The following is a 24330-nucleotide window of genomic DNA, read 5'->3' on the forward strand; positions in this document are numbered from 1 at the left end:
GGTACGGTAGTGCTGCCCAAATCCGTATCCTCCCAACCTGTCACCAACCCAGCCGGCCCCGGTCCAGGGGTTTGACGTAAATTGCCACGCGCAGCGCTTCTCAGGCTGCTGCGGCCAACAGAACTTTTTCTACCATTCTTTCCGGTACTCCGGACTAACTGCTACTACCTGATGTTTGATATAATGGGCATGATGGGCAAAATGAAGGATCTTCAGGAGAAGATGAAACAAGCCCAGGACCAGTTGCAGCACCTTACCGTCACAGCCGAATCGGGCGGGGGCTTGGTACGGGCCACGGCCAACGGGCAGCGCCGGTTGTTGAGGCTGGAAATTGATGAAACGCTGCTTCAGCCCCAGGACCGGGACATGCTGGCCGACTTGGTGGTGGCTGCTGTGAACAAAGTAATGGAAGAAGCCGGCGACAAAGCCAAGGAGGAAATCAAAAACAAAACGGCGGGCCTCATCCCCAACATTCCCGGCCTCGACCTCGGTGGCTTTGGTCTCTGAGGCAACTACTCCCGGAAGCTGCGCTGATGTAGCCGTTGTCATTCTCAATTGGAATGGGAGCAGCTTTCTGCGGCAGTTTTTGCCCGGCGTACTGGCTCACTCCGACGGAGCCACCATTTTCGTGGCCGACAACGCCTCCACCGACGACTCGGTAGCCATGCTGGTCCGGGAGTTTCCGGCGGTACGGATACTAGAGCGGGCTCACAACCTGGGATTCTGCCGAGGCTATAATGCGGCCTTCGATGATGTGCGCTGGGAAGGGCCGGGACTCGCGCATCCGAAACGGGCCAGAACGCAGTCTGAACGAGGCAAAGATTGGACCGATACGTTCGGGTTCCGCTACTATGTGCTGCTCAACTCCGATGTGGAAGTAACGCCCGGCTGGCTGCGGCCTCAACGTGAACTGCTGGAATGTGAGCCGCTGGCGGCAGCCTGTCAGCCCAAAATCCGGCAGTACAGTGCCGTGGCCACCGAACGGCAGCAGTTTGAGTATGCCGGGGCTGGCGGCGGCTACCTCGACCAGCTGGGCTACCCCTTCTGCCGCGGCCGCCTCTTCGATACCCTGGAAACGGACCTGGGCCAATACGATGACCCACGCCCGGTGGCCTGGGCTACCGGTGCGTGCCTGCTGGTGCGGGCTGAGGCCTGGCATGCCTTAGGGGGACTGGAAACGGCGTTTTTTGCGCACATGGAGGAAATTGACCTGTGCTGGCGGCTGCAGAACGCGGACTGGCAGGTATGGTACCACGGCGGCTGCACCGTGTTTCACGTGGGGGGCGGCACGCTGCACAAATCCAACCCACGCAAAACCTACCTCAACTTCCGTAACGGCCTGGCGCTGGTTTACAAGAACACGCATCCGGTTGAGCTGCCGGGCGTGCTGGTGCTTAGACTGGGGCTGGATTGGGTAGCAGCCCTTCGTCTGCTGCTTCAGGGCAATTTCGCCGACTTCCGAGCCATTCTGCGGGCACACTTGCATTTCCTGCGGAAGCTGGGGTACTGGCGGCAGCGGCGGCAGCAACAGCCCCGCAAGCTGCGCAGCTGGGAGCGGGCCGGCGTATATCAGGGCAGTCTGGTGTGGGCGTATTTCGGGCAGGGCAAACGAAAGTTTTCTGAGTTGCCGACCAACAAACTGATCTGAATTTTCATACATAAAAACAGCCTATTCCGGTCGGAACAGGCTGTTTTTATGTAATTGCAAACATTTAGCGAATACCCCAGCGGACTACAAATCCCACACGGTGCGGCGTTGCTGCCGCAACGCCCGCCGCACATTCATCCAGAATGCCAAGGCAAAGTAGAGTACAATTGGCGAGCCAAAGGTGAAAAAGGAAGCGTACATAAAGGACAGTCGTACGCTGCCCGAAGAGAAGCCTACCCGCTTGCCAATAGCGTCGCAGACGCCAAAGCTTTGTTTTTCGATGAAGTCGGTTAGTCGTTTCATACCATCTGAGTATTCAGCTGCCGGGAGTGGCTAACCTGATCCAAAATACGATAATTAGTGGCTACTGTCAAGCACTTACGTGCTGAAGCCGCTACAAGATACGTCGGTTGAGAAGGTTTTTCCGTTTGATGTCTGAATTTAGCGGTTTCCCCTGCCCTTTGCCTATGCCCGTTTCCGTGTTTCGTCTGCTGCCCGGCGCTGCCCTGTTGGGCGCCGCTGTGCTTCTTCCCGGCTGTTCGCCCCTGTCCAAAGTCCTGAAGCAGGCCCAGACCGGGCAGGAACTCACGGTGCAACCCATGGTGCTGGAAAGCAACGGCGAGAATGTGCTGTTTGAGGTGACGGTCAAAGTGCCGGACAGTCATTTGCGCAAGGGCGCGGCCTATAACCTGGGACTCACGTACCGCTACAACAACGGCCTGCGCGAGGATACCGTGGGCCGCCTCACGTTCATCTCGGGCGAATACGTGTACGACGAGCAGAAAAAGGATCAGCTCGTTATCCGCAAGCAGTTCTCCTTCCCGTACTCGCCCCAGAAAAGCCCCGGCGAGCTGCTGGCCCTGCCCGATGCCCGCGAAACTAAGCCCGGCGGCAAGCGGGTGAAGGGCAAGGAAATCCGGCTAGCCCGGGGCATCGTGACTACCAGCCGCCTGGTGGTGCGCCAGGATACGGCCATTACACTGCTGCCTGAAACGGCCGATAACAACATGAGCGGCACGCGGGTGCTGCCTTTCTTCTTCGACGCGGGCAAGGCCGAAATCCGCAACTTTCTGGGCACCAACGTGGCGGCGCTGGAAGATTTCATCGAGGCCAACCAGCACACCGAGCGGGTGATGATTGTGGCTGGCCACTCGCCCGACTCCCTGGACCGTCAAGACCCGCGTCTGGCCGACAAGCGCGTGAAGGCGCTGATGAATTACTACAAAAAACGCGTCGATACTGATTCCTACCTTAACAAAGTCAGCCAGATTGACTTCGAAACCGAGGCCTACCACCGCCGCTGGGACCTGTTCCTGAATAAAGTACAGCAGTCGGCCCTGAAGCCGGGGCAAGTCGACTCGGTGCTCCTGCTCATCAACGACACGCCCGGCACTTACGCGGCTAAAGAGCAAAGCCTGCATCGGCTCAGCTTCTACGACTACCTCGACCAGTACATCTACCCCGTGATGCGCTTCGGGACGGTAGCGGTGCGCTACTCCGCGCCCAAGCGCTACGATTCCGAGATTTACCTGCTCTCCAAAAAGATTGTGGAAAAGCAGACCGAGGCCGATGCTCTCACGCCCGAGGAACTGCGCTACTCGGCCAGCCTCACGCCGCTGCTGGCCGAAAAACAGCGCATTTATGAAACGGCTGTAGCTACCACGGGCTTGTGGCAGGCCTACCACAACCTGGCCGTGGTGCTGCTGCTACGCTCCGAGAAGGAGGTTAACCCAAAAGTGCAGCGGGCCTACCTGCGCCGGGCCGCCGTGAACTTCACGCTGGCCGCCCACCGCAACCCCACAGCCGAGCTGTTCTACCGCGTGGGCAGCGCCTACCACCGCGCCGGCGACAAGCTGGAGGCCCTCCAGAATTATGACTACGCCATCAAGCTGGGTGGCCCCCGTGCCGTGCTCAGCAAGATTTTTGCCGATAAGGCCGCCTTGGAAATTGAGATAGGCCAGCTCGATGATGCGTTGCGCAGCCTCAGCTTCAGCTCCAAGACCTACCAGAACATCATGAACCGCGCCCTCATTTACGTGCTGAAAGGCAACTACCAGGGCGCGGCCGACATCTATGCCCAGGCCATTGCCCTGCGCCCCCAAGATCCGCTGCTTTATTACTGCCTCGCCATTGTGGCCGCCCGCCAGCAGAACGAGCCCGCCATGGCCATGCACCTGCGCCGCGCCGTGCAGCTGGACCGCACCTACGCCAACCGCGCCGTAGAGGACCTGGAGTTCCGCGACTTCGCCAAAGGCAAGCAGTTCATGGAAGTGTTGCGTTAGTTTTAGTTAACCTGTCGAAACAAAACGATGCATGTATCTTCTCTCTTACTGAATGAAACCGCATCCCTCGACTATTTAATGAGAGGAGTAGGTCTCTGTGCTTTCCTTATCGCAGGGATTAGCATCTGGCCTGCTGTGAAAGAGTCTGAAACGCCGAATAATGGCGGGACATTCAGAGTGGTATACGCTCTTCTCTTTTTCCTATTCGGACTATTTTGCTTTAATGTATAGAGTACCAACCCCATGTGAAAGCAAACCTTTTCTGGAAATGATGTAGCGTGAGGTCAGATGAGGAGTTTTATGTTTGGCCAGCCGCTCTGGTGGCGTCACTAGCGCCGTGTAGGCCCGTCGAACATTAAACTCACCATCTCACTATTTCCCCATCTCACCGCTTCGTTGTAGCTTTACGGGCCGGACTTGCGCCGGCTTTTTGTTTCTGAACCGTCTTTTTTGACTTTCCTAACCGATTATGCGGACCATCCAATTCCGGGAAGCCCTGCGTGAAGCCATGTCTGAGGAAATGCGTCGCGACGCGAGCGTATTTCTGATGGGCGAAGAAGTTGCCGAATACAACGGCGCCTACAAAGTAAGCCAGGGCATGCTCGACGAATTCGGCCCGGAGCGCGTGATTGACACGCCCATTGCCGAGCTGGGTTTCGCCGGTATCGGCGTGGGAGCGGCCATCAACGGCCTTAAGCCCATCATCGAGTTCATGACCTTCAACTTCTCGTTGGTGGCCATCGACCAGGTGATTAACTCGGCCGCTAAAATCATGTCGATGTCGGGTGGACAGTACACCTGCCCCATCGTGTTCCGCGGGCCGACCGGCAACGCCGGCATGCTGTCCTCGCAGCACTCCCAGAACTTTGAGAACTGGTTTGCCAACACGCCCGGCCTGAAAGTAGTGGTTCCTTCTACTCCCTATGACGCCAAAGGCCTACTGAAATCGGCTATCCGCGACGCCGATCCGGTGATTTTCATGGAGTCGGAGCTGATGTACGGCGACAAGGGCGAGGTGCCCGAGGAGGAGTACCTCATTCCGATTGGCAAAGCCAACGTAGTGCGCCCCGGTGAAAGCGTGACCCTCGTGAGCTTCGGCAAGATGATGAAAGTAGCCTTGGCTGCCGCCGACGAGCTGGCCAAGGAAGGCATCACCGCCGAAGTAATTGATCTGCGCTCCGTACGTCCCATCGACTACGATACGCTCATCGAATCGGTGAAGAAAACCAACCGCATGGTGGTGGTAGAGGAAGCCTGGCCGCTGGCTAGCATCAGCTCGGAACTGGCCTACATGGTGCAGCGCCGCGCCTTCGACTTTCTCGATGCTCCCGTGCTGCGCATCACCTGCATGGACGTGCCCCTGCCATACGCTCCTACCCTCATCGAAGCCTCCCTGCCCAACGTGGAGCGCACCGTGAAGGCCGTGAAGGAAGTGCTGTACGTGAGCAAATAAGCAGGACCGATTTCCTGCATCTAACCGGCCCCGTTCCTGCTCAGGATCGGGGCCGGTTGGCTTTGGGCACCAGCGGGCCGGATGGCCCACCGGCTCCCGAGCGGCTCATTTTGCGTATCTTTTGCCCCAACCCACCCTGCCCGTTTATGAATCACCGGCTGCATCTGCGCTTTGAACAACTGGAACACGCCACCACCCGCATGCTGGATGCCGTAGCAGCCTTGGGGCCTAAAGCCACCCAGTCGCCGGGCCCGGGGCAATGGTCGGCGGCGCAGGTGGTGCAGCATCTGGTGGTATCAGAAACGGGTATTGGACAATACATGGAGAAGAAGCTGCTACAGGCCGAATCACTGGAACACTCCGGTCTGGCAGCGTTTCTGAAGTCGCGGCTGCTGCGGGTAGCGCTGCGGCTGCCGTTCACGCGCTTCAAGGTACCCTCTTACTTGGAAAAGCTTACTCCGACGGAGGTGCCGCCACTGCCGGAGCTGCAAGCCGAGTGGGCGGCAGTACGCCGCCGGCTGGAGCGCCTGCTCAACGAGTACCCCGGCAACCTGTTGGGCCGCGCTATCTTCAAGCACCCGCGCTCCGGCATGCTCACCATTTACCAAACCCTGGATTTCATGCTTGACCACGTATTGCACCACCAAAAACAAGTGGAGCGCATTGCCCAGAAAGTTAAAGAGCAGAAGTAAAAGGGCAAAGCCCCGGCACATGATAGCGCCGAGGCTTTGCCTTTTTACTTCTGCTCCGTGGGTTCTACTCGTTTACTTCTCCCGAATGATATCCTGATACGAAGCGTGGCGGGGCAGTTCGCGCATGAGGGCGGTAATTTCGATGGGCGGAATGGTGAGTTTACGGGCACGCAGATCCAACCAAGCTCCTTCTACGGTTACCGTAGCAGCCGGACGGCCATCGGGCTTGTAGAGGGTGTGGACGATGTTCCAGCGGGAACCGTCCTCGCTCAGGCCAGAGAGCTCACCCGTCACGCGCAGCTGCTCATTAATGTGCAGCTCTTTCAGAAAGCGTGTATCCTCGCGGAAAAGAATGGGGCCGATACCGGTCTTGGCGAAGAATGGCAGCGTGAACCCGTGTTCCGACAGGTATTCAATCCGGTGCTGGGCGGCGTAATCGGCGTAGGCGGAGTGGCGCATGTGGCCATTCGGGTCCATATCGGCCCAGCGCACGGTGTAGGTTCTCTCGTATGCAGACATTGAAAATGCGGTTACAAAGACTAAAAATCAGCCTAATACTGGCGAGTTGAGGATATGCGGCTACCGGAGCGTGAGGCGCACGAGATACTGCTGCTGATCATCTTCCTCCAGAAACTCCACGGTATAACCGGCAGCTTCGGCGTAGTCCTGTAGCAGGGCGGGGTCAGTGAAAATCCAGTGAAAGGCTGCGCCGGTCTGGTGAGCGTACTGCATGGTGTATTCCACCTCGCCATAATAAGGGCCGTTCAGGTCAAACACCAGCGCCCCATCTTCATCCTCGTAGAGGTAGCTGATGTCGGAGGAGGTGGCCAGCACCTGCCCGCCGGGGGCCAACAGGGTTTTGGCGTGTTCCAGAAAGCGCTCCAGCCCGGCCAGCGTGCCCGTCAGGCCCACTCCGTTCATGAGCATGAGCACCGTATCAAACTTTTCACCGGCAGCCAGGGCCGGATCGAAGATATCATGACAGGCCACTTCGCGCACTCCCCGCTCCTGCATCACTTCTACCGCTCCCGGCGAAATATCCACGGCTTTTACCGTAAAGCCGCGCTGCTGCAGCTCCAGGGCATGGCAACCGGCTCCGGCTCCCAGATCGAGCACCCGGCCGCGGCATTCTTCCAGGGCGGTACGCTCCATTTCGGGCATTTCCCAGAGGGAGCGAAAAAAGTAGGCGGCGGGCAGCACTTCCTCGTCGGCTACGGAGCTGTGCACGGCCAGCGTGGCGCTCAGGTGGCCGCGCTGGTAGGCCAGCAACGCCTGGCCCAAGGCATCGGGCGCGGTAGAAACAGTATTCGGCATGCCGCAAAGATAACGCCCCAAACGTGCCGGGCAGCCACTAACGCAACTTCCGGCCACCGGCAGCAGTTTACCCCTCAAGAATAACAACATCCTCTATGCCCGTTCCCTCCCGCCTCGTGAAGGGCAATCTGCCCAGCAAAATCTGCCTGACCTGCGGCCGCCCTTTTGAATACCGCAAGAAGTGGCGCAACTGCTGGGACGAGGTGAAATACTGCGGTGAGAAATGCCAGCGCAACAAGCCGAAGGCTGCTACAGAAAGATAAGGTTTGCATCCTTCCATTAGGTTTCTGCGTTCTGAACAACATCTTTCCTGAACCTGCTACTCCCCTGCCTCATGGCCAGCAACCTTGATTATCTCGCCCCCAACCTGCAACCGCTCGAAGAAAAGGTACAAGCCTATCTGAAGGCCGAAAAAGAGCTGACTCAGGCCGAAATTACCGCCACCACCCTCACGCACCCGGCTGCCAACGAGCCGGAAGCCTTTGAGCAGCGGCCTGCCACCGGCAGCTACCCCCAGCAGACCGAGGAAACTGCCAATGAGCTGCAGAACATCCGGGATGACCTGCAGCGGCTGCGCCAGGAAATCATTAACCTGCTGCCCGTACGCGACGAATGGATTAAGGTGAACCTGGGTTACGGACCCAGCCGGGTAGGAGCCTTCCGCACGGCTGCTCAGGCAGAAGAATATGAGCTACGGGTAGTTATCTAGTCTCCTTTCCCCGATGTAAAAAGAAAGCGGCGGCCTCCGGTGGGGCCGCCGCTTTGGTTGGAGGTATAGCCAAGTGCGCCGCTACCAGAACTTCACGTAGAGGGCCGAAATCAGCAGTAAGATTACTACGATGAGTACCAGTTGGCGCGGGGCCACCCGAAACATGCGGGCATCCAAAGTGAGGCCTTTGGGGTTGATGGCGGAACCAGCCAGGCTCAGGGCCACCATCAGCAGCACGGTAAAGAAGAACGACCAGCCCATGCAGATCAGAAACGGAATTTCATAGCCGCCTTTGCCGTTGGGGAAGGCCGTGTACAGAAAGGTTTCATTGCCGAAAACGGCCGGCGCGTAGTTGTTGAAGAACACCGACAGGATAAAGCCCGACAGGATGCCGGCCACGGCAGCCGTACCCGTAGTGCGCTTCCAGAACATACCCAGCAGAAACACCGCCACGATACCGGGCGAAATAAAGCCCGTATACTTCTGAATGAACTGGAACCCACCTTCCCCACTGATGCCCAGCAAATCCTTCCAAGTCAGCAGCACGGCCATAAACATAGCCGCGAAAATGGTGACACGGCCCACCCACACCAGCTTTTGTTCAGTAGCCTCCTTGTTGAGGTAGCGGTGGTAGATGTCGAGGGTGAAGATGGTGGAAATGGAGTTGGCTTTACCGGCCAAGGAGGCTACAATGGCCGCCGTAAGCGCCGCCAACGACAAGCCTTTCAGACCGTTGGGTAGGAACGTCAGGATGGCGGAGTAGGCGTTATCGGGATTGAAGGCGCCCGTTGAGGCCATTTCAGCCTGTAACGAGCCGTTTTTGTGCAGCACGTAGGCCGCAATGCCGGGCAGCATCACAATCACCGGCATGATCAGCTTCAGGAAAGCGGCGAATAGGATGCCGGTGCGGGCCGTGGGTAAGTCGGCGCCGAGGGCGCGCTGGGTGATGTACTGGTTGCAGCCCCAGTAGTTCAGGTTGGCTACCCATTGGCCAGCCGCGTACATAGCCAGGCCGGGCAAAGCCAGGTATTTGTTGATGTAGGCTTGGTTGGAATCGGGCACGGGCTTCTCGAACATCATGTGAAAATGGTCGTTGGCGTCCGTCATCATGGCATTAAAGCCCGCCACTACGTCGTTACCAAGGCCAAACTTCTGGCTGACCAGCGTGAGAGCCAGGTAGCTGGTGGCCAGCCCCCCAATGAGCAGCACCGTTACCTGAATCACGTCGGTGTAGCCTACGACTTTCATACCGCCCAGCGTGATGATGAGGGCAAACACGGCCAGGGCTACCAGAATCAGGTGGAAACTCTCGCCGCCGCCAATCAGGTTGCTGATGGCCAGCGCGCCGAGGTAGAGAATGGCCGTGAGGTTGACCAGCACGTAGAGAAACAGCCAGAAAATACTCATTACCAGGCTCAGGGTGGAGTTGTAACGCTGCTCCAGAAACTGGGGCATCGTGTAAATCTTCTGGCGCAGGTAAATGGGCATGAAGAACACCGCCACCAGAATCAGTACAATAGCGGCCACCCACTCGTAGGCGGCCACGGCCACGCCCACCGTAAAGCCGCTCCCGCTCATGCCGATGAACTGCTCGGCCGAAATATTGGAGGCAATCATGCTGGCTCCAATGGCCCACCACGTCAGGGAGCCTTCAGCCAGAAAGTAATCTTTGGAATCAACCTGTGCTTTCTGTTTGCTGCGGTAGACATAAAAGCCATAGGTCGATACAACCACCAAGTAAAACAGGAAAACCGCTAGGTCCAGCGTATTGAATGCGTTGCGCATGCGAAAAGAATCGGAAAGGGAAAAAGGGTAAGAAGGCTGTCACGCAGGGCCCGAGCGGAGCATCCTGCAGGCTGATGTTAGATTACTACTGCAACGTCAGCACGCAAGATTCCTCGGCATGCTCGGAGTGACGTGCTGCCGATAATCTGACGCCGCTACCACAGCTTATTTGCGGGTGTTGAAGCGGTATTCGGTGGTGGAGTGGAAGGTTTCACCGGGCTTCAGCTCTGTGCTCGGGAAGCTGGGCCGGTTAGGCGAATCGGGGAAGTGCTGGGTTTCCAGGCAGAGGCCGGCGTACTGGTTGTAGGTCACGGCGCCTTTCCCTTTCAGGTTGCCTTTCAGAAAGTTGGAGGAATAGAACTGTACACCAGGCTGGTCGGTGTACACGTCCATCACGCGGCCGGTGGTGGGCTCGTACACGGTGGCCGCCTTTTCCGGACTGCGGCGCTGCGTGTCGGCCAGCACCCAGTTGTGGTCGTAGCCACCGGGGGCCGCGCCGGGCACTTGCTTAATTCGCTCCCCGATGCGGTGGGGCTGGCGAAAATCCATGGGCGTGCCTTGCACCGGCTGCAGCACCCCGGTCGGAATCAGCGTGTTATCCACGGGCGTAAACCGGTCGGCGTTCAGCGTCAGCTCGTGGTCCAGGATGCCTTTGCCGGAGGCCACGTTCAGGTTGAAGTAGCTGTGGTTGGTGAGGTTGAGCACCGTGGGCTTGTCGGTGGTGGCCGTGTAGTCGAGGCGCAGCGCGTCGCCCTCGGTCAGGGTGTACACTACTTTTACCGTCAGCGTGCCGGGGTAGCCTTCCTCCCCGTCCTTGCTCTGGTAGGTGAGCGTGAGCGTCTGCCCCTCGGCCGAGGTGCCGGGCGCGGCCGTCCACAGCTTTTTGTCGAAACCTTCTTTGCCCCCGTGCAGGGTGTTGGGCGCGTTGTTGGTGGGGATGGAATACTGTTTACCGTCGAGGGTGAACTTGCCCTTGGCAATGCGGTTGCCGTAGCGCCCAATCAAGGCCCCAAAGTAGGGGCCTTCCTGCTTGTACACCGGGGCCAAGTAGCCCGCCAGGTCATCGAAACCCAGCACTACATCCCCCATCTTGCCATCCTTATCGGGCACGAGCAGGCTGGTGAGCGTGCCCCCGTAGGTCGTGATGGTGGCCTTTAGGCCGTGGGCGTTGGTGAGGGTGTAGAGTTGCACCTCGGTACCATCGGCCAGTTTGCCAAAGACGCTGGAAGTAGGCATGGTTGCGGAAGAAGACTGGGTGGAATCGGAAGAAGCGGCGGCAGATGTAGCACCAGTTTCGGCGGTAGTGGCCTTATCAGACTGCTGGCAGGCGGCCGTGAGCAACAGGCTGGCCAGCCCACTGGCCACCAAGCCCGCGCGGGAAGATGAAGTCATATTGGTTGTTAGTTAGTAGTTGTTGGTTGTCGGCAGCAAGCGGCCGGGCAAAGCGAAGAAGTTGGGGTGGTTCTTGACGATTGATCCAGCTTCCTCGCTTCGCCCGGCATGAGAGCTTACTGCTGGGGCTCCAGCTTGAAATTCTCGAACACGGCTACTGCCGAGGCCGGACCGTGGGCCAGGGGCCCCACCCGAATGCCCCGGTCCCAGGGCGGCAGGTAGCTACCATTTACGGCCGCTCCGCCGGCGGGCAGGGGCTGCCAGGTAGCCCCGCCGTCCGTGCTCCACCCAAAGGTGAACTGGCTGCCTTGTTGGGCCTGGAGACGCAGTTGCAGGGTTTTGGCGGCGGGTAGGGTGGTTTCGGCCAGGGTTTTGGTTTGGCCTTTTTCGGTTTGAAGCAGTTGCACTTTGCCCCCGCCAGCTACCACGGCCAGGGTATTGTCCGGGTCGCCGTGAGCGGCTAGGCCGGCGCGGCTACCAGCAGGCAGGGCGGCGGGGTTGAGTAGGGTGGTCGTAGCCGTGTAGGCCGGAGCCGTAGTCGACTGGCCCAGGGCGGCACCGGTGTGGTCGGGACGGGCGGTGAGGTAAAGCTGGCCGCCGCGCAACGCGAAAGTGGGGCGCTCCTCTACGGGCCACTGCCAGGAAGGAGCCAGGGTTTTGCTGGTGTACTCATCCGTAAAGCTCACCGCCGACACGGGCGTGGGTGCTACGGCTGTAGTGCCCCCCCGAAACTCGGGCCAGCCGGTGGCCGCCCAGGTAAACTCGGTTAGCACGCCCTGGCGGCCCACAAACTGCTGGCTGTTGGCCGCGTAGGCATGGTGGAGCATAAACCAGCGGCCCTGATGCTGCACGGCCGTACCGTGGCCGGGGCACTTCCAGGCGTCGTTGTTGATGAGGATAGGGTTTTTGGCGTACTTCTCCCAGGGCCCCAGCAAGGTTTTGGCCCGGGCCACGCCGGTGGCGTAGGTGCAGCCGGAGCCGCAGCAGCCGTTGGCGGCGTAAAAAGCGTAGAAGTACCCCTCGCGGCGCACTATCGACACGCCTTCTACCAAGTTGCCCTCCCAGGTGGCGGGGTCGTTGCGGAACAGCTCCTGCTTCTCCCCTACCAGGGCCGTGCGGGCCTCATTGATGCGCTGGGCCCAGATGGGCGTGGGCTGCTGCACGCTGTTGCCGTCCTCCTTCCAGATGAGGTAGAGCTGGCCGTTTTCGTCGCGCATGGGAAACCCGTCGATGGAGCCGTGGGGCTGACCTACCAGGGGGCCGTGGTCGGTGTAGGGGCCGGCGGGGTTGGAGGCGCTGGCCACGCCCACGGCCAGGTTGCCCCCGCGCTTATGGGCCGTGTAGTACACGTAAATTTTGCCGCCTTCTTCACTAATTTCCGGGGCCCAGAAGTAGTAGTCGGCCCAGGCCGGCCGCTCCCCCGGAAACACGTGCCCCACCAGCTCCCACTTCACCAAGTCCGTGGACTTAAGCAGCGGAAATGTAGGGCCCCAGTTGGAACTGGTAGCCGTGGCCCAGTACGTGTCACCGACTTTCACCACGGAGGGGTCGGGGAAGTCGCCGGGCAGCACGGGGTTGGCAATAACGGCCGGCGCCATTGCAGCGGCTGGGCTGCTGGTGCTGCCCGCCTCAGCAGGACGGGTGGAGGTAGAAACCGGCCGCTGGCAGGCCGCCAGCAAGCCCAGGCTCAGCAGCACCGGGCCGCTGAGCCGCCGCACGGAAGTACGCAGAGAGTTTTGTTGCAAGGTAGTGAAGGCGTTAAACGAGAAATCAGGGCAGCCTTACTCGCCGGCCGGCTTGGTCAGCGCAGTACCCAGGGCCACAGGCGTGCCGAAATCGGGGGTACCATCAGCCTTCCAGGTAATTTTCTGGATGCGGGGGCTGCGGTTGTCGCCGCACCCCTGGCCCGTTAGCGGGTTGGCGTGGTAAATTATCCAGTCTTCGGTACCGTCCTTGGATTTGAAGAAGCCGTTATGGCCCGGCCCGAATGCTTGCCCGCTGGTGTTCTTGGTGAATACCGGCGTGCTTGACTTGGTCCAGGAAGAGAGCTGCATGGGGTCGGCGGTGGAGGAGGCCGTAAGCATGCCTAGGGCGTAGTCATCGGTGCTGCAATGGCTGCCCGAGTACACCAGAAATGTTTTGTTACCGTGTTTCAGAATTTCCGGACCCTCGTTCACGTCGGGTTCCCCAATGGTTTCCCAGTTGTACTCGGGGCGCGAGAGTTCTACCCGAGGGCCCACCAGCGTCCAGGGGTTGCTCATCTCCGAGATATACAGGCGCTGGGTGCCGGCGCCCTCCGTCTGGTGGCCCGACCAGATCAGGTACCGCTTGCCGTTCTGCTCCAGCACGGTGCCATCAATGGCCCACAAATCGGCGGTGGGGTTGGCAATACGGCCCTTATAGGTCCAGGTACCGGTGGTGGGGTCGGCCGAGGTATTTTCCAGCACGTGCACGCGGTGGCCGGCGCAGCAAAGCGGGTCGGCGGAGTAGTAGATGTACCACTTCCCATCCAGGAAAAACAGCTCTGGAGCCCACAGGTCGCGCTGGTTGATGCCGGCCTGCTGGGGCGTCCAGACCACCGTACTCACGGATGTACCCAGGTCAGTCATCTTCGCCGTTTTCCGGATGACGATGTTGCCGCCGGTAGTGCTCATGTAGTAGTACGTGCCATCCTTCTGGTACACCCAGGGGTCGGGGCCCACACTCAACAGTGGGTTGGTGAAGGTGGTAGAAGTAGGCGGCGCGGGCGGCGGGGGCGTAGGCGGCGCGGGGGTGGGCGAAGAGCCACTGTTGCAGGAAAGCGTCAGGGCCAGCAGCGCCAAAGGCAGTAATCGGGTGGGATACCAGGTCATGCGGAAGGTAAAAACTGGAAAGGAAAATGCTTAGCAGAGTAGATAAGGGCCGTAACGTAAGATACTCGCAAAAGGCCGGCAGCGGAAAGCAAGCCGCCGGCTCCCCGTCAGCAAAATAGAGCCGTTCCGGCACAAGGCCGGGACGGCTCTATTCTCAGGCATTTACTTGTCAATTACCAGCCGGGGTTTTGCTGGTAGCGGGCCAGGTCAATTTCCGTTTGCGGAATGGGCAGCAAGCGGGAACGGTCGAGGCGGAAGGTGTTAAAGTCAGTATCCCGGGCTTTCAGCTGGTCGATGCCGGCCTGGTTATCCAGCAGGCCCCAGCGTTTGAGGTCGAAGAAGCGCAGGCCCTCCCCCGTCAGCTCCGTTACCCGCTCGTGCATAAGCTGGGCCCGAAGCGTTTCACGCGTGAAGCTGCCGGCCGTAAGCGGGGCCAGGCCAGAGCGGCTACGCACCTGGTTAATCAACGGAATAGCATCACTAGTCACGCCCTGCTCGTTAAGCGCCTCGGCCTGCAGCAGCAGCACATCGGCGTAGCGCATCACGCGGTGGTTGATGGGCGAGTCGAAGTTCTCAAAGGTGCGGAAATAGTCGGTTTGGTACTTGCGCCAGTACACGCGGCTCAGGTCGCGGGCGTTGCCCCGGAAGCGGCGCAGAAAACCGTTGCCGTACACCAGCGTATCGCCATCCACGGGCAGCGAGGAGGTAAACTGGCGGCGGTTATAGAATACCGTAGAGGCCAGACGTGGGTCGCGGGCTCCGGTGGCGGTAGGCTCCCGCAGAAACTCATTTACCACCCAAGGCCGTACTTCCCCATCTACGAAGCCCGCGCCGGGTACCCCCCAAAATTGGGAGCGTTGCCCACCTTCCGAAGAAGTAGCATCGTCGCCGTCGTTGCCGCCCAGCTTAGCATCCGAGAACTGGACTTCAAAGATGGACTCGGAGTTGTTTTCCGTGGTATGGCGGAAATTATCGGTGAAGTTGGCCGTGAGCCGGTAGCGGTTGGAGCTAATAACTTCGGCAAACTGCGCCGAGGCCTGCGTCCAGAGCCGCTGCTGCATGTAGGCTTTGCCCAGCAGCGTAGTAGCGGCACCTCGGGTAGCGCGGCCAGTGTCGTTGCCGCCCCCGTAGGACACATCCAGGTCGGGCTTAGCTTCCAGCAGGTCTTTCACAATCTGCTCCCATACCTGCGCCTCCGTGGCCTGGGGTGGCAGGTTAGCGGGGTCAGAGGGCATGAGGGCCAGGGGCACGTTACCATACAGGGTTACCAGATTGTAGTAGTACAGGGCCCGCAAAAACTTGGCTTCGGCCAGCACCCGCTTCCTCAGCGTCTCATTCATTTGAATAGCGGGCACGTTGGCCAGCACCTGGTTGGTGCGCCAGATGGCCCGGTAATGGTCCCGCCACAGGTCCCGCGACACCTCAAAGTCGTAGTTGGCCTGGGTGAAGCGGGTGAAGTCGGCCAGCTCGCCCCAGGGGCTCTGGCTGAAGCTGTCGTCGGAGCGCAAATCATAGGCAAAGTGCAGCCAGCGCCGGTAGGTACCCAGCTGCTGCAAGCCACTGTAGCAGGCCGTAACCCCCTTGATGGCGTCGGCCTCGGTCTTCCAGAACGACTCGGTAGTAGGCTGGTTGGGGTTGACTTGATCGAGAAAATCCTTTTCACAGGCCGTAATCAGCAGCAGGCTGCCGGCCAGGGCGGCCAGGCGGAGTGTATGTAGTTTCATGGGAATAGCAGAGTTGGGAGGGTTGGGAGAAAGACGCGGCCGGCGTTACAGGCCCAGTTGGAGGCCTAGCGACACGGTGCGCAGATTGGGGTAGCTCCCCTCATCCACGCCGCGCGACAGGTTACCGCTCACCACTTCGGGGTCGTAACCGGTGTAGTCGGTCACCGTGAACAGGTTCTGGGCCGTGACATAAATGCGCAGGCTGCCTACGCCCTTCACCCGCTCCGTCAGAGATTTGGGAATGGTATAGCCCACCTGCAGGTTTTTCAGGCGCAGGTAGGAGCCATCCTCCAGCCAGCGCGAGGAGTTGAGGCGCGAGTTATTGATGGCCGCTTCGCCGGCTTGCCCGCCGCCGCCCGCAATAATGGCGCGGGGCGTGGTGGTAGAGGGATTAGTCGGCGTCCAAGGGCTGAAATCCTTGCGGTAGTTGCCGTTGTCGTCGGTGCGGTCCAGCCAGTAGCGGCCGGTGTTCAGCAGATCATTGCCCTGCACGCCCTGGAAGAAGGCCGACAGATCGACGCCCTTGTAGCTGGCGCTTAGGTTCAGGCCGTACTGAATTTTGGGAAACACCCGACCCATATGCGTGCGGTCGGCCGCCGTAATCTGGCCGTCGTTGTTAATGTCCTTGTAGCGCACGTCGCCGGGCTGGGCCGTGGGCTGGGCGCTGCTGGCAATGTTGTCGCCCGTCTGGAAAACACCATCAAACTGGTAGAGGTAGAAGGAACCCAGTTCGTAGCCCACCTCCGTGCGGGTTGATTCGCCGGGGCCGGCCACAAAGAAGTTCTGGCGCTCCGTTTCGCTCAGGCGCGTTACCTCGTTTTTGATGGTGGTCAGGTTGCCGGTAATGCTGTACTTGAAGTCCCGGCGGTTTTCGTTGTAACCGAGTACCAGTTCCAGCCCCCGGTTCTCAATGCGCCCAATGCGCTGATAGGGGTTACTGCCCGCGTTACCCAGCACCAGCGGAATAGCCGGGTCAACCAGGGCGTTGCGCGTTTCGGAGCGGTAATAGTCGGCCGACAGCGTGATGCGGTCCTCCAGCAGGCCCAGGTCAACCCCGAAGTTGGCGGTGCGGCGCTCTTCCCAAGCAATATCGTTGCTGGGCAGTTGGGTCTGGATGTTGCCGTTCTGGGTATTGTCGCCGCCGAAGGGGTAGTTCACGTTGGGGTTGATGACGCCCTGCCAGCGGTAGGCCCCGCCGTAAGGTCCGCCAATCTGCTCGTTGCCCAGCACCCCGTAGCTGGCCCGCAGCTTCAGGTTGCTCACTTTATCAGTTAGGTCAGCAAAGAACTGCTCTTGGGAGATGCGCCAGCCCGCCGAAGCAGCGTAGAAGGTGCCGTAGCGGTTTTCGGGGCTGAAGCGCGAGGATCCGTCGCGGCGGATGGCGCCGGTGAGCAGGTAGCGCTGGTCGTAGTCGTAGGTAAGCTGCCCCAGGTAGGAGCGTTTGTTGTAAGTGTAGGAGGAGCCCACCACCTGCGGGGCGCTGCTGCCCGCATCCAGGGCCCAGTAGTACACCGGGCCAACACCGTAGTCGTTGTTGCGGCCCCGGGTAAAGTCTTCGGTTTGGTGCTGCTCCGTGTAGCCGGCCACGGCCGTTACGTTGTTCTTGCCAAAGCTCTTATCAAAAGACAGCGTGTTCTCCACCATCGTGAAGAACCGGTTGCCTTGGTTTTCGGCATAGTACGAGGGGTTCAGCGGGTCATTCTGCCGCCACTGCCCGTACTGGCGCTTTTCCCGGTCGTGGAAGGCTAGGTACTCGGCCCCCAGGTTGAGGCGGTAGCGCAGGAAGCTAAAGATGTCCAGTTCCCCGTACACATTGCCCTGAATGCGGTTATTTTCGGTGGTATTGTTCAGCAGCTTCTGCAGGGCAATGGGGTTGGTGCCGAAGGTGCTGGCGTTGTTGTTGCCGAAGCCAAAGCCGCCGGGGTTGGCCGCATCCGTTACCGGAATAACCGGCAGCATGCGCAGCACATCCAGAAAAGGCAGCCCGTTGATGGCCGTGGAGTTGGTGCGGGCCAGTTGCAGGTTTTCGCCCACGCGCAGGCGTCCTCGGTTGAAGCCCGAGTTCAGCCGCACGCTGTACCGCTCAAACTTGGGGCCGACGGTAGTGCCTTTCTGCGTGAAATACTCGCCGGAGAGCAGGAAATTGGAGTTGGTACCGCCGCCCGAGAAGCTCACGTTATAATCCTGCACCGAGCCCGTCCGGATCAGTTCCTTCTGCCAATCGGTATCCACGCCGGTGGGGTTGGCCACGAAAGGCTGCACCGGCCGGCCGGCGTTTTCGTAGGCTTGGCGGTTGATGACGGCCCACTCCTGGGCATTCATCAGGTCGTAGGTCTTGTTGATCTTCTGCACCCCACCATAGGCGTTGAAGCTGATAGCCGGGGTACCCGATTTGCCCTTCCGGGTAGTAATAATAATAACGCCGTTGGCTCCACGCGAACCGTAGGGGGCCAGAGAAGCTCCATCTTTCAGCACCTGAATCGACTCGGCATCAGCAGGGTTGAAGTCGCGGATGTTATCTACCCACAACCCATCGATAATATACAGCGGGCTGCTGTTGCTACCTACCGTCCCCAGTCCCCGAATATTGACCAGCGGAGCCTGGCCCGGCACGCCGGAGTTAATAACCTGCACGCCGGGCAGGCGGCCCTGAATACCCTCGGCAATGGTGGCAACGGGGGCTTTCTGCGCATCCCGGCCGCTTACGCTGGCCACTGAGCCGGTTACGTCCTCGCGCTTTTGCGTCAGGTAGCCTACCACCACCACATCATTCAGCACTTTGCTGTCCACGCCCAGCCGTACATCTACCGTGGTGCGGCCGCTTATGGGCACTTCCTGGGTGGTATACCCCACGAAGGAGAAGATCAGGGTGGCATTATCGGCTACGGCCAGGGTGTAGCGGCCGTCAGTATCTGTGGTAACGCCATTGGCCGTGCCTTTTTCCAGAACGGTTACCCCGGGCATCCCCTGCCCCTTCTCATCCAGCACGCGGCCGGTTATGGTTGTCGCCAGCACTACCGCCTCGTCGGTAGGCGCAGTGCCGGGCAGTGCGCTGGCCTTGCTGGCCAAGGGTGCCAGCAAGGGGAGGCAAATTAACAGTGCGGGCACTGCTTGCCGACGCATGCTGTGTAAGGAGTTCTTCATGAGTAGCAGGATGGATGTTGGAAGAAGTGGGAATTGCAAACGTTTGCGTGAGCTGGCCAAATGCAAACGTTTGCGGCAGTAAGACAAGAGTATGCTATGGTATGCAGCAGATTAGCAAAAGAGGGACAAATAGAGGCCCGGGTACTATAGTCTGGCAGTCAGATTTGCCGAATGACCTCTAATTAACTATGTAAGGATAGTGAGTATTCACTCAAATGTCAAGAATCACGAAAATATTTCCATTAACCCTGACCTCAAAAATGCAAGCCAACCCTCACTTAGTATCATTTACAGCATGCAGAATGACGCTGTTCACTGTTGGGCTAGCATTAAACTACACCTGTATTTGCAAACGTTTGCATGATGCCGTGAAATTGATTTTCTTTGTTCTGTTCTTTGTCTGCGATACGTTTACTGCCCGACCATGCTCTACACCCACATTACCGCTGCTTATCAGCAACACTTTTCTTCTGCTCCGCTGCTGGTGCGGGCACCGGGCCGCGTCAACCTGATTGGGGAGCACACTGATTATACTGGGGGCTTTGTACTGCCGGCCGCCATTGATAAGGAAATCTGCTTTGCCGTGGGGCTGAATGGCTCTACCCAGGCCCGGCTGTTTTCCTACGACCAACAGGAAGCCTACACCACCGAGCTGGCTGACGTGCAGCCGGGCCAGCCGCAGTGGGCCAATTATCTTAAGGGCGTTGTGGCGCAGTTTCAACACCGCGGCATCACGGTACCGGGTTTCGACTGCGTCTTTGGGGGCAACGTGCCCATTGGCGCGGGCATGTCGTCATCGGCGGCCGTGGAGTGCGGGCTGGCCTTCGCCCTGAATGAGCTGCTCGGCACCCGGTTGTCGCGCATGGAGCTGGCCCGCATGGCCCAGCTGGCCGAACATGAGTTTGCCGGGGTGCAGTGCGGTATCATGGATCAGTTTGCCAGCCTGTTTGGCCGGTCCAACCAGGTAGTGCGCCTCGACTGCCGCTCCCTGGAATACGAGTACTTTCCCTTCGATACGCAGGCCTGCCACATCGTACTCTGCAACTCCGGCGTGAAGCACTCCCTGGCCAGCTCCGAGTACAACACGCGCCGGCAGGAGTGTGAAAAGGGTGTGGCGGTACTCAGCCAGTATTACCCGCAGGTGCAGAGCCTACGCGACGCGACGCTAGAGCAGCTGGCGGCCCACCAAAGAGAGCTGGGCGAAGTGGTGTATCGGCGCTGCCGTTACGTGGTAGAGGAAAACCACCGGGTCGTAACCGCCTGCCAGTACCTGGAAGCCGGCGACCTGGCCGCATTCGGACAGCATATGTACGCCTCCCATGCTGGCCTGCGCGACGACTACGAAGTGAGCTGCCCCGAGCTGGATATCCTGGTAGAGGCCGCCCGGCCGCTGCCCGGGGTGTACGGCGCGCGCATGATGGGCGGCGGCTTCGGCGGCTGCACTATCAACCTGGTAGCGCCGGAACAGGTGGAGCAATTCGTGGCAGCCATGAAAACGGCGTATCAGCAACAGTTGGGCCGTGTACTGGAAACCTATCAGACCACCATCATGGGCGGCGTCGATGTCTTGGAGCCAACTGTGCACGCGGCATAATAATCCGTTCATATATGCACTCTTGATGATTGCGCTGGCGGCAGGTAATCAAGCCGCCTGATTGGCATCATGGCATGTGCGTACTACAGTATCTGATTGTTTTGGGCCGGGTATGCGGCAGGCGGTGGAGTGGGAACTGCTGCCGGCCGCCCCGGTCCGAAGCAATTAGTAATGCGAAACCTGTTTCTGTTCCCGTTTACGCAAACCGGGTTCCGAATTCGACCCACGTTATTCTTTCTTTGACTTTCCGACGGTAGCATTCCGTCTTTTTCTTTTTCTGATGGCCTCCTTCGACCTCGCCCAGCAACCTCACCGTCGTTTTAATCCGCTCACGGGCGAATGGCTACTCGTGTCGCCACACCGGGCACTGCGGCCTTGGCAGGGCCAGCAGGAAGCCCCCGACCGCACCCAGCGCCCCACCCACGACCCGGCGTGCTACCTCTGCCCCGGCAACACCCGCGCCAACGGCGAGGTAAACCCCGCCTACGAAGGCACGTTTGTATTTGATAACGACTTCGCCGCCCTCACCCCCGACGCTCCCGCCGGCACCGTAGAACTGGGCGGTTTGCTGCGTGCGGAGGCCGAATCGGGTGTGGGCCGGGTTATTTGCTTTTCGCCCCGCCACGACCTGACACTGCCCGAAATGAGCACGCCGGACATCCGGCGAGTGGTAGATGTGTGGGCCGCGCAATTCGCTGAACTTGGTGCACGGCCGGACATCAACTACGTACAGATTTTCGAGAATAAGGGCGCGGTAATGGGCTGCTCGAACCCCCACCCCCACGGCCAGATCTGGGCGCAGCGCACCGTGCCCGGCGACCCGGCCAAGGAAACCGGGCAGCAGGCTGCCTACTTCCAAGAGCACGGCCGCACGTTACTGTCTGCTTATCTGGACATCGAGCTGCAAGAGCAGACCCGCGTAGTGCTGGAAAACGAGCATTGGGTGGTGCTGGTCCCCTTCTGGGCGGCCTGGCCTTTCGAGACGCTGGTGCTGCCGCGCCGCCCGGTGCAGGACGTGACACAGCTCACCGACGCGGAGCGTGACGCCTTTGCCGACGCTATCCGCCGCCTCACCATCCGCTACGACAACCTGTTCCAGACGTCCTTCCCCTACTCCGCCGGCCTGCACCAGCGCCCCACCGACGGCCAGCCGCACCCCGCATGGCACCTGCACATGCACTTCTTTCCGCCCCTGCTGCGCTCCGCCACGGTGCGCAAATTCATGGTCGGCTACGAGCTGCTTGCTAACCCCCAGCGCGACATCACGCCGGAGTACGCCGCCCAACGGTTACGGGAGCTGTCGGAAGTGCACTACAAGCAGGAAGTGGCCAAGGAAAAAGCCTAAAGAACATCATGCTGAGCTTGCCGAAGCATCTCGCGTGCTGACTTCTGGTTACTTAATCCAACGTCAGCCCAGGAGATGCCTTATAAGCTCGACATGAAGTATATATTCAAAAAAAGGCCCGCTGTGTAGCACACCGGGCCTTTTTTCTACCTTACTTCTCGCCTGAAGGCCGGGCCAGCGGCTGTCCGACGGGTACCGGGTTACCAAAATTGGGCGTGCCGTCGGGATTCCAGGTGAAGGGCTGGGCGCGGGGCGTGCGGAAACGGCCACACCCCTGGCCGGGCTCGTCGTTGGCGTGGTACAGGATCCAGTTCTGGGTGCCATCCGGGGAGGTAAAGAAGGAGTTGTGGCCGGGCGCGTACACCTTGTTAGCGGCGTTTTGCTGGAAAACCGGCGTCGGCGACTTGGCCCAGGAGCCGGGCTGGAGCAGGTCGGCGCTGGCGGAGGCCGTGAGCATACCGAGGGCGTAGTTATCGGTCCAGCAGCCGCTGGCGGAATAAATAAGGTAGAGGTTACTGTTGTGGCGCAGTAGCTGCGGCCCCTCGTTCACATCAACGTGGGGTGGATCACCGTTGGGGCCCAGGTCGCCGTTTCGCTCCCAGGCAAAGACCGGCGTTGAGACTTTCAGGCGTGGCCCATCGATGGTCCAGGGGTTTTGCATGCGGGCCAGGTAGATGTCTTGGCGGCCGTTCACGTCGCCTTCCCACCCCGACCAGACGAAGTACAACTGCCCGTTGTTTTCGAACACCGAGCCGTCGATGGCCCACTTGTTGGTGGCGTCGGTTATCTGGCCTTTGTCCACCCAGGTGCCTTCCAGTGGGTCGGCGGCGCTGTTTTCGAGTACCCAGAGGCGGTGGTCGGGGTTGCGGCCGGCGTCGGCGGCGTAGTAGAGGTACCACTTACCGTTGAGACGGTGCAGTTCCGGCGCCCAGATTTCGCGGGAGTTGGGGCCGGTGGCCGGCGGCGTCCAGACGACCTTGCTCGGCGCAGTGCGCAGCTGACTCAAAGACCTGGTTTTCCAGAGCGTGATGTTGCGGCCGGTAGTGTGCGTGTAGTAATAAAAGCCGTCGTGAAAGATGCTCCAGGGGTCGGCCCCGGCGGGTAACAGCGGGTTGGTAAACGTGGCCGCACCGGCCGGCTGCTGCTGGGCCCGGGCAGGACCGGCCAGCAGCAGCACGGCACCAAGCAGCAGACTGGCGTAGAAGGACTTTAGCATAGCTATTCAGGATTTAAGCTAAACGCTGGCTCCCCGCCTCATCCGAGGAGGAAAACCAGCCTTTAGCTTTCGTTCTATTTGCCGTTCGTTTTCCGGATCAGGTCGGCTTCGTCCTGGTGGTAGGGCGTGCCGTCTTTGCGGAATACTTCGTGAAACCACTCACTTGGCTCGCCACCATCGGCAATGGGCACATCCCACTGATACTTGGTGTTGGTTTTGCCATCCACAAGGCCCCAGTTAATGGCCCCGATGTTGTTTTTCTTCAATAAAGGGAAGATGTTCACGAAGCGCGAGTTGCGGGGGCGGGCCATGTACTCGGTGCAGATCATGGGGCGGCCGTGGGTTTTGAGCAGCTCAATCACCCGCTCATGGGCGGGTACATCGTCGTAGTTGTGGTAGGTCATCACGTCGGAGTTCAGGGCCTGGAACGTGTTCAGCTCCACCAGGCCCCAGTTCCAGAGGCCGGCGCTGAGCGGCTGACTCGGGTTTACTTCGCGGGCCCAGGCAAACACGTTGCGTAGCAACGGCAGCGAGGCATTGCCTTCGCCTTTGTTGCCGGGCTCGTTGTATAAGTCCCACAGGAGAATGCGCTTATCGTTGGCGAAGCTGCGCAGCACGTCCTGCACGTAGGGCTTCAGCTTCACGAACGTCGCCGAGTCGCGGGAGGCCGGGTCGCCGGGGTCCTGTACCCAGCCGGAGTTGTGGATACCGGGCTTGGGCGAGGGCTGCTTGCCGGGTTTGGGGTGCTCATCCCAGCAGTCATCAAAAAACACCAACATCGTCTGGATATGGTGCTTGTCGGCGATGGCGAGATAGTCGCCTACGCGCTTCTTGAAGCCCTGCGGATCCTGCTGCCAGGCCAGGCTGTGCAAAAACACGCGCATGGTGTTGAAGCCGATACTCTCGGCCCAGCCCAGCTCTTTATCGATGGTGGCCGGGTCGAAAGTATCCGCCTGCCACATTTCCAGCTGGTTGACGGCGGTGCTAGGCGTAAAGTTCGCCCCCGATAGCCAGGGATGCTGCCTGTACCAAGCGTGGGCCTTCGCGGCCGACCACCGCTGCCCCTGCATGGCGGCCGCAGTAGCCGCTGCGCCTTTGGTTTTGAGTTTGGTTTTCTGAGCAAATGTACCGGTGGTGGTGGCGGCCAGCAACAGCAGGGAGAGCAGCAGCTTTTTCATGA

The 24330-nt window shown here is 59.8% G+C and carries 20 protein-coding genes; 9 read left to right on the forward strand and 11 right to left on the reverse strand.

What is annotated here, in order from left to right:
• Positions 1–171 precede the first annotated feature (171 nt).
• Positions 172–507: a YbaB/EbfC family nucleoid-associated protein gene (locus tag HSW_RS14390; protein WP_044002500.1), complete on the forward strand. Its 336-nt coding sequence runs from the start codon at positions 172–174 to the stop codon at positions 505–507.
• Complete coding sequence (locus tag HSW_RS14395; protein ID WP_316931373.1) at positions 491–1648, forward strand: glycosyltransferase family 2 protein; 1158 nt, start codon at positions 491–493, stop codon at positions 1646–1648. Before HSW_RS14390 ends, HSW_RS14395 begins: the two co-directional genes overlap by 17 nt.
• A gap of 84 nt (positions 1649–1732) precedes the next feature.
• Here HSW_RS14395 and HSW_RS14400 read toward each other — a convergent pair whose 3' ends face one another.
• Complete coding sequence (locus tag HSW_RS14400; RefSeq protein WP_044002502.1) at positions 1733–1951, reverse strand: PspC domain-containing protein; 219 nt, start codon at positions 1949–1951, stop codon at positions 1733–1735.
• 164 nt (positions 1952–2115) lie between these two features.
• On the opposite strand from HSW_RS14400, the gene HSW_RS14405 reads away from it, so the two are divergent.
• From HSW_RS14405 to HSW_RS14415, 3 genes are all read left to right on the forward strand, one after another.
• On the forward strand, positions 2116–3930 hold the full coding sequence (locus HSW_RS14405; RefSeq protein WP_044002504.1) for a tetratricopeptide repeat protein: 1815 nt from the start codon (positions 2116–2118) through the stop codon (positions 3928–3930).
• Between the two features lie 469 nt (positions 3931–4399).
• Complete coding sequence (locus HSW_RS14410) at positions 4400–5383, forward strand: pyruvate dehydrogenase complex E1 component subunit beta (protein WP_044002506.1); 984 nt, start codon at positions 4400–4402, stop codon at positions 5381–5383.
• 146 nt (positions 5384–5529) lie between these two features.
• On the forward strand, positions 5530–6075 hold the full coding sequence (locus tag HSW_RS14415) for a DinB family protein (protein ID WP_044002507.1): 546 nt from the start codon (positions 5530–5532) through the stop codon (positions 6073–6075).
• Positions 6076–6147: 72 nt separating this feature from the next.
• On the opposite strand, the gene HSW_RS14420 is transcribed toward HSW_RS14415, so the two are convergent.
• Positions 6148–6594 carry an acyl-CoA thioesterase gene (locus HSW_RS14420; RefSeq protein WP_044002508.1) on the reverse strand — a complete coding sequence of 149 codons (447 nt, stop codon included), beginning with the start codon at positions 6592–6594 and terminating at the stop codon, positions 6148–6150.
• Positions 6595–6654: 60 nt separating this feature from the next.
• Complete coding sequence (locus HSW_RS14425) at positions 6655–7389, reverse strand: class I SAM-dependent methyltransferase (RefSeq protein WP_044002509.1); 735 nt, start codon at positions 7387–7389, stop codon at positions 6655–6657.
• 95 nt (positions 7390–7484) lie between these two features.
• Between HSW_RS14425 and HSW_RS23555 the strand changes: the two genes are divergently transcribed.
• Both HSW_RS23555 and HSW_RS14430 read left to right on the forward strand, forming a co-directional pair.
• On the forward strand, positions 7485–7652 hold the full coding sequence (locus tag HSW_RS23555) for a DUF2256 domain-containing protein (RefSeq protein ID WP_071883115.1): 168 nt from the start codon (positions 7485–7487) through the stop codon (positions 7650–7652).
• Between the two features lie 71 nt (positions 7653–7723).
• Complete coding sequence (locus HSW_RS14430) at positions 7724–8098, forward strand: hypothetical protein (protein WP_044002510.1); 375 nt, start codon at positions 7724–7726, stop codon at positions 8096–8098.
• An 81-nt stretch (positions 8099–8179) separates the two neighbouring features.
• Here the strand turns inward: HSW_RS14430 and HSW_RS14435 are convergent, their stop codons facing one another.
• The 6 genes from HSW_RS14435 to HSW_RS14460 all read right to left on the reverse strand — a co-directional run bounded on the left by HSW_RS14435 (position 8180) and on the right by HSW_RS14460 (position 18995).
• Positions 8180–9883, reverse strand: coding sequence for a sodium:solute symporter family transporter (locus HSW_RS14435; protein ID WP_044002511.1), 1704 nt, complete (start codon positions 9881–9883; stop codon positions 8180–8182).
• A gap of 165 nt (positions 9884–10048) precedes the next feature.
• Positions 10049–11275 carry an aldose epimerase family protein gene (locus HSW_RS14440; protein ID WP_231501295.1) on the reverse strand — a complete coding sequence of 409 codons (1227 nt, stop codon included), beginning with the start codon at positions 11273–11275 and terminating at the stop codon, positions 10049–10051.
• Positions 11276–11391: 116 nt separating this feature from the next.
• The gene (locus tag HSW_RS14445) at positions 11392–13020 is read right to left on the reverse strand and encodes a family 43 glycosylhydrolase (RefSeq protein WP_231501296.1); all 1629 of its coding nucleotides are present in this window, start codon (positions 13018–13020) and stop codon (positions 11392–11394) included.
• Positions 13021–13056: 36 nt separating this feature from the next.
• Positions 13057–14127, reverse strand: a complete 1071-nt coding sequence (locus HSW_RS14450; protein WP_052346463.1) for a glycoside hydrolase family 43 protein — start codon at positions 14125–14127, stop codon at positions 13057–13059.
• Between the two features lie 173 nt (positions 14128–14300).
• The gene (locus HSW_RS14455; protein ID WP_044002512.1) at positions 14301–15851 is read right to left on the reverse strand and encodes a RagB/SusD family nutrient uptake outer membrane protein; all 1551 of its coding nucleotides are present in this window, start codon (positions 15849–15851) and stop codon (positions 14301–14303) included.
• Positions 15852–15896: 45 nt separating this feature from the next.
• On the reverse strand, positions 15897–18995 hold the full coding sequence (locus HSW_RS14460; RefSeq protein ID WP_081768418.1) for a SusC/RagA family TonB-linked outer membrane protein: 3099 nt from the start codon (positions 18993–18995) through the stop codon (positions 15897–15899).
• Positions 18996–19419: 424 nt separating this feature from the next.
• Here HSW_RS14460 and galK point away from each other — a divergent pair, with 424 nt between their 5' ends.
• Together galK and HSW_RS14470 are read left to right on the forward strand one after the other, a co-directional pair.
• Complete coding sequence (galK, locus tag HSW_RS14465) at positions 19420–20589, forward strand: galactokinase (RefSeq protein ID WP_044002513.1); 1170 nt, start codon at positions 19420–19422, stop codon at positions 20587–20589.
• A gap of 280 nt (positions 20590–20869) precedes the next feature.
• Positions 20870–21934 (forward strand): UDP-glucose--hexose-1-phosphate uridylyltransferase, encoded by a 1065-nt coding sequence (locus tag HSW_RS14470; RefSeq protein ID WP_044002514.1) that lies wholly within the window; start codon positions 20870–20872, stop codon positions 21932–21934.
• A 151-nt stretch (positions 21935–22085) separates the two neighbouring features.
• Here the strand turns inward: HSW_RS14470 and HSW_RS14475 are convergent, their stop codons facing one another.
• Together HSW_RS14475 and HSW_RS14480 are read right to left on the reverse strand one after the other, a co-directional pair.
• On the reverse strand, positions 22086–23150 hold the full coding sequence (locus HSW_RS14475; RefSeq protein ID WP_044002515.1) for a glycoside hydrolase family 43 protein: 1065 nt from the start codon (positions 23148–23150) through the stop codon (positions 22086–22088).
• A 74-nt stretch (positions 23151–23224) separates the two neighbouring features.
• Positions 23225–24328 carry a cellulase family glycosylhydrolase gene (locus HSW_RS14480; protein ID WP_197031882.1) on the reverse strand — a complete coding sequence of 368 codons (1104 nt, stop codon included), beginning with the start codon at positions 24326–24328 and terminating at the stop codon, positions 23225–23227.
• Positions 24329–24330 lie beyond the last annotated feature (2 nt).

Source organism: Hymenobacter swuensis DY53 (genome assembly GCF_000576555.1).
Classification (GTDB): domain Bacteria; phylum Bacteroidota; class Bacteroidia; order Cytophagales; family Hymenobacteraceae; genus Hymenobacter; species Hymenobacter swuensis.

Bases quoted from the DNA above. Each gene is read 5' to 3' on its own strand.
- HSW_RS14400 (WP_044002502.1), bottom strand. From the start codon at position 1,951: ATGAAACGACTAACCGACTTCATCGAAAAACAAAGCTTTGGCGTCTGC.
- HSW_RS14480 (WP_197031882.1), bottom strand. From the start codon at position 24,328: ATGAAAAAGCTGCTGCTCTCCCTGCTGTTGCTGGCCGCCACCACCACC.
- HSW_RS23555 (WP_071883115.1), top strand. From the start codon at position 7,485: ATGCCCGTTCCCTCCCGCCTCGTGAAGGGCAATCTGCCCAGCAAAATC.
- HSW_RS14460 (WP_081768418.1), bottom strand. From the start codon at position 18,995: ATGAAGAACTCCTTACACAGCATGCGTCGGCAAGCAGTGCCCGCACTG.
- HSW_RS14425 (WP_044002509.1), bottom strand. From the start codon at position 7,389: ATGCCGAATACTGTTTCTACCGCGCCCGATGCCTTGGGCCAGGCGTTG.
- HSW_RS14410 (WP_044002506.1), top strand. From the start codon at position 4,400: ATGCGGACCATCCAATTCCGGGAAGCCCTGCGTGAAGCCATGTCTGAG.
- HSW_RS14405 (WP_044002504.1), top strand. From the start codon at position 2,116: ATGCCCGTTTCCGTGTTTCGTCTGCTGCCCGGCGCTGCCCTGTTGGGC.
- HSW_RS14475 (WP_044002515.1), bottom strand. From the start codon at position 23,150: ATGCTAAAGTCCTTCTACGCCAGTCTGCTGCTTGGTGCCGTGCTGCTG.
- galK (WP_044002513.1), top strand. From the start codon at position 19,420: ATGCTCTACACCCACATTACCGCTGCTTATCAGCAACACTTTTCTTCT.
- HSW_RS14440 (WP_231501295.1), bottom strand. From the start codon at position 11,275: ATGACTTCATCTTCCCGCGCGGGCTTGGTGGCCAGTGGGCTGGCCAGC.
- HSW_RS14450 (WP_052346463.1), bottom strand. From the start codon at position 14,127: ATGACCTGGTATCCCACCCGATTACTGCCTTTGGCGCTGCTGGCCCTG.
- HSW_RS14390 (WP_044002500.1), top strand. From the start codon at position 172: ATGTTTGATATAATGGGCATGATGGGCAAAATGAAGGATCTTCAGGAG.
- HSW_RS14435 (WP_044002511.1), bottom strand. From the start codon at position 9,883: ATGCGCAACGCATTCAATACGCTGGACCTAGCGGTTTTCCTGTTTTAC.
- HSW_RS14415 (WP_044002507.1), top strand. From the start codon at position 5,530: ATGAATCACCGGCTGCATCTGCGCTTTGAACAACTGGAACACGCCACC.
- HSW_RS14470 (WP_044002514.1), top strand. From the start codon at position 20,870: ATGGCCTCCTTCGACCTCGCCCAGCAACCTCACCGTCGTTTTAATCCG.
- HSW_RS14430 (WP_044002510.1), top strand. From the start codon at position 7,724: ATGGCCAGCAACCTTGATTATCTCGCCCCCAACCTGCAACCGCTCGAA.
- HSW_RS14420 (WP_044002508.1), bottom strand. From the start codon at position 6,594: ATGTCTGCATACGAGAGAACCTACACCGTGCGCTGGGCCGATATGGAC.
- HSW_RS14455 (WP_044002512.1), bottom strand. From the start codon at position 15,851: ATGAAACTACATACACTCCGCCTGGCCGCCCTGGCCGGCAGCCTGCTG.